This window comes from Corallococcus llansteffanensis, from assembly GCF_003612055.1.
GTDB lineage: Bacteria > Myxococcota > Myxococcia > Myxococcales > Myxococcaceae > Corallococcus > Corallococcus llansteffanensis.
In genome coordinates this window covers 1-4,786 of sequence record NZ_RAWB01000685.1, presented here as the reverse complement: position 1 = coordinate 4,786, position 4,786 = coordinate 1, and the positions used below count along the sequence as shown (strand labels likewise).

The 4,786-nt window shown below is 73.4% G+C and carries 3 protein-coding genes; 2 read left to right on the top strand and 1 reads right to left on the bottom strand.

All coding sequences use genetic code 11. From position 1 onward, the window contains the following. Positions 1 to 147: 147 nt before the first annotated feature. Positions 148 to 1,248 carry a glycosyltransferase family 4 protein gene (locus D7V93_RS38115; protein WP_120647994.1) on the bottom strand — a complete coding sequence of 367 codons (1,101 nt, stop codon included), beginning with the start codon at positions 1,246 to 1,248 and terminating at the stop codon, positions 148 to 150. Between the two features lie 44 nt (positions 1,249 to 1,292). Here D7V93_RS38115 and D7V93_RS38110 point away from each other — a divergent pair, with 44 nt between their 5' ends. Further along, a complete protein-coding gene (locus tag D7V93_RS38110; protein ID WP_120647993.1) occupies positions 1,293 to 3,530 on the top strand; it encodes a glycosyltransferase family 4 protein in 2,238 nt (745 codons plus the stop codon). After that, positions 3,527 to 4,786 (top strand): hypothetical protein (locus D7V93_RS47065; RefSeq protein WP_244237749.1); only part of this gene is annotated, 1,260 nt, incomplete at its 3' end. The genes D7V93_RS38110 and D7V93_RS47065, both read left to right, overlap by 4 nt.

The window sequence follows — 4,786 nt, the reverse complement described above, 5'->3', positions numbered from 1 at the left end:
CCTGCGCCTCGTCCGGCTTGCGCGTCGCGTCCCGGCTCGCGCACCCGAGCAGCATCCCGCAGACGATTCCACTCCACACGAGCAGTCGCATGTTCCTCCCAGGGGGCCCTCGCGGGCCGGTTGGCGTGTGCCCACCTTCCGACCGGCCTATCGCCGGTGGCGGAGCGCCGCATCGTACGCGGCCCGCGTCAGTTCCGCGGTGCGGGCCCAGGTGAACTTCGCGGCCTGACGCTTGCCCGCCGCGGAGAGGGCTCGGCGCTCCCCGGGCGAGCCGAGCAGCCGGTCGATGACCGCCGCCAGTCCCTCCGCGTCCTCCGGATCCACCGCGGGGGCCGCGTCGCCGCACACCTCCGGCAGCGAGCCCGCGGTGGACACCACGGTGGGCGTGCCCAGGCGCATGGCCTCCAGCGGCGGCAGGCCGAAGCCCTCGTAGCGCGAGGGGAAGACGAACAGCGCCGCGCGGCGCATCAGCGCGTAGAAGACGGGAGGCGGCTGGTAGCCCAGGGCCCGCACGTCCAGCCCTTCGGCGCGCAGCCGCGCGATGCGCGTCTCCACCTTGCCGGAGCCGTACCAGCCCTGGCCCGCGAGCACGAGCGTGAAGGGCCGCCCGCGCGCGGCGAGCCGCTCCTGCGCCTCCAGCACCAGGTCCACGTTCTTGCGCACGTCGAGCGAGCCCGCGTACAGCACGTAGTCCTTCGGCAGCTCCAGCGCACGCAGGAAGTCCTCGCCGGCGGCGTCCAGCGCGGGCGCTTCCACGTGGTCCACGCCGTTGGGCACCACCACCGTGCGGGGCTCCACCTGGGGGAAGCGGCGCAGCACGTCGTCGCGCGTGCGCTCGCTGATGCACACCAGGCGGTCGGCGAGCATCAGGCTGCGCGCAAGCCACAGCCGGAACTGCCAGCGGAACGCGGTGGACACGGTGTCCGGCATGTCCAGCGGCACCAGGTCGTGCACGGTGAGCACGTACGCGGTGCCCGGCACGCGCCTCAGAGGCAGGTTGAAGTTGCCGAGCGCGTGGTAGACGGGCGGCGGCGCGTCCTTGAGCAGCTTCGGCAGCGTGCCCAACGTCCACGACGTCCGCTTCTGGACGCCGCGCGGATGCTCCCCCGACGTGCGCGCGCCCATCCGGTCCAGGAGGACGCCCTGGGCCTCAAGCGCGTCCGCGAGGCAGCGGGTGTAGAGGCCGATGCCCGTGGTGGGCTCGTCCCAGAGGGTGGCGTCGAGTGCGATGGGTCCGGAGGTCGACACGGGGCCGCCTCATAGCATGGGCCGTGTGGTAGACACGGCCCCGCATGGCGGTCCACCAGTTGATCCCGAGCTTCGGCCCCGGCGATGCCTCCGGGCAGGCCGCGCTGCACCTTCAACTCCTGCTGCGCCGCATGGGGCACGTGGGGGACATCTACGCCGAGGAGGTGGGCGGCGGACTGGAGGGGCTGGCGCGACACGTCTTCAAACTGAGCCCGAAGCCGGACGACCTGGTGCTGTACCACCACGGCATCGCGTCCCCGCTGAGCGGGCGCCTGATGCACCTGGACTGCAAGCGGGGCGTGGTGTTCCACAACATCAGCCCCGCGCGCTTCTACCCGGGCACGCCCCTGGAGCACGCGCTGGTGGCGGGCCGCGCGCAGGTCGCCGCGCTGGCGCCCTTCCTGGACGTGTCCATCGGGGACTCGGACTACAACTGCGCGGAGCTGCGCGTCGCGGGCCACCGCAACGTGCACACCGTGCAGCTCTTCATCGAACCGGAGCGCTTCGCGGCTTCGGGCGCGGATCCGAAGCTGCTCGAGGGCCTGAAGGGCCCGGGCCCCACCCTGGTGTCGGTGAGCCGGGTGATGCCGCACAAGCGCTTCGAGGACCTGCTGGCGCTGCACCGCGAGCTGTTGCGGATCCGCCCCCAGGCGCGCCTGCTGCTCGTGGGCGGCTATGAGGAGGGCAGCCGCTACTTCCGGGGGCTCCAGCGCGAGGCGAAGGCCCTGGGCGGGGTGCACTTCCTGGGGCGCCTGTCGCACGCGGAGCTGGTGGCCGTGTACCGCTCCGCGGACGTGTTCGTCTCCATGAGCGAGCACGAGGGCTTCAGCGTGCCCATCATCGAGGCCATGGCCTCCCAGGTGCCGGTGCTGGCGTACGCGGCGGCGGCGGTGCCGGAGACGATGGGCGGCGCGGGCATCGCGTTCGACCAGAAGCGCTTCGCGTTCCTCGCGGAGCTGGCGGTGGACCTGACCGGGGACAAGGCCCTGCGCGAGTCGGTGCTCGCGGGCCAGGCGCGCCGCCTCCAGCACTTCTCCCCCGTCGCCGCGCAGGTGTCGCTGGAGCGGGCGCTCACGGGGGTGGTGGCGCCGCCGCCGCGTCCCCGCAGGACTCCGGCGAAGCGGCCCCGCGTGGCGCTGGTGGTGCAGCGCTACGGCGAGGTGACGGGCGGCGCGGAGAGCCACGCGGCCCAGGTGGCCGAGCGGCTGGCGTCGCACTGGGACCTCACGGTGGTGACGACCTGCGCGAAGAACCACCTGACGTGGGAGAACGCCTTCCCGCCCGGCGAGGAGCGCGTGGGCCGGATGAAGGTGCTGCGCTTCCCGGTGACGCGCACGCGCAACATCCACGCGTTCAACGACCTGTCGCGGACGGTGTTCGACAGGAGCAACGAGCGGCTGCGCGAGGAGCAGTGGGTGGCCGAGCAGGGCCCGCTGAGCCCGGGCCTGCTGGAGCACCTGGCCTCCACGCAGGACGCCTACGACGGCTACCTGTTCTTCACGTACCTCTACGCGCCCACGGTGTTGGGGCTGCCGCTGGTGGCGGATCGCGCGATGCTGGTGCCCACCGCGCACGACGAGCCGCCCATCCGCTTCGGCGTCTACGGGGACGTGTTCAACCGGCCGCGGGTGCTCATGTGCAACACGCCGGAGGAGATCGCCATGTTCGGGCGCTTCCATCCGGAGCACGCGCGGGCGCGGGTGGTGGGCGTGGGAGTGGACGCGCTGCCGGCGGTGCCCGCGCGCTTCCGGCAGAAGCACGGCGTGCACGGCCGCTACCTGCTCTACGTGGGCCGGCTGGAGCCGGGCAAGGGCGTGCCGGAGCTCTTGAAGTTCTACCGCCAGTTGCGGGCGCGCTACGCGGACGCGCCGGAATTGGTGCTCGCGGGCGAGGCGCACATGCCCCTGGACGGCGAGGGCGTGCGGCACGTGGGGCGCATCGACGAGCAGGACAAGCACGACGCGCTCGCGGGTGCGCTGGCGGTGGTGGTGCCGTCGAAGTTCGAGAGCCTGTCGCTCTTGACGCTGGAGGCGTTCGCGCACGGGACGCCGGTGCTGGTGAACGGGCACTCGGACGTGCTGGTGGGACAGGTGGAGCGCAGCGGCGCGGGCCGGGTGTACCGGGGGCTGGCGTCGTTCATCGAAGGACTGCGCGAGGTGGGCGAGGCCCGCGACGCGCTGGGCCACCGGGGCCGTACCTACGCGCAGCGGCACACGTGGCCCCAGGTGGTCGCGGCGTACCGGGAAGAAATGGCGCGCATCGTCGAGGAGACACACCGATGAAGCTGCTCGGACGGGACATTCCCACGGGGGCCCTGGTGGCCCGCATCGAGGAGCGGCTGCGCGCGCGCGGGCTGCCCACGTCGGAGCCGGCGCAGGTGCCGGAGGACGGCGTGGAGCCCCGCGTGGATCCACTGACGTTCAGCCTGCACGCGCTGGAGGAGAACGCGGACACCACGCGTGCCCTGCCGCTGCACACGCATCGCGCGGGCGCGGGCCAGGTGGTGCTGCTGGCCAAGTGGGCCTTCCGCAAGTCGTGTCAGGTGTTGATCAACGAGACGCTCGGCCGGCAGCGCGTGTTCAACGGGCTGGTGCGCGACTCGTACGCCCAGCTCTCCGCGGAGGTCCTCCGCCTGCGCCGGGAGGTGGACACGCTGCGAGCCCAGGCCGCTCGCGCCCCGCAGGTGGAAGCCGCACGGCCGCTGGACCTCGCCTACGGACGCCCCTCGATGCCCGCGCGCGATGAGCGCAGCGGAGCCGCGAAGCCGCCCTCTTCCGACGAGGAGCGCGCTCGTCCCTCGAAGCCGCTCCCGGACATCGCCTACGGACGCCCCGCGAAGACCGGGCCGGGTCAGCCATCCAGGCCCTCCGCCGAGAGCGGACACCGTCCTCCGGCGAAGCCCACGCGCGCCGAACAGGGTCCGTCGTCCAAGCCCTCCGCCGAGAGCGGACACCATCCTCCGGCGAAGCCTGTGCACGCCGAACAACGCCCGCAGGCCAAGCCCTCCGCCGAAGGTGGGCACCGCCCCGCCAGGCCTGCTCACGCGGAGGAAGGTCAGCGCACCGGGCCCTCCGCTGGGAACGAGCGCGATCGTCCGTCGAAGCCCTCGGGCGCGGAGCGCGGCCGTTCGTCCCGGACACCTGCCGGTGGATACCGTCGGCCCACGAAGCCCTCGGCCGATGACGCTCGCGTTCGCCCGCCGAAGCCGCTGCCGGACATCGACTACGGTCGGCCCAGCCCCTCGCGCGAACTCCAGGACCTGGCCCCTTCACGCGCCCCTGTTTCCGGCGCACCTTCGAAGGCCTCCGTGTCGGCCCCCGTCCCGCCGGACGGCAGCGCCCCGGGACGCACGCCCAAGCCCGCGACGCCCTCCTCGCGCCCGTCACGGCAAGGTCGCCCTCAGGGCCGCCAGGACAAGGCCTCCACCAAGCCCGGGCAGCGCCCAGCGAAGCCGGCACGCGCGCAGAAGGCCCGGCACGCGAAGCCTCCGCGCACGCCCCGCGAGGCGGCTCCCAGCCCCGAGGGCACGCCCCCGTCC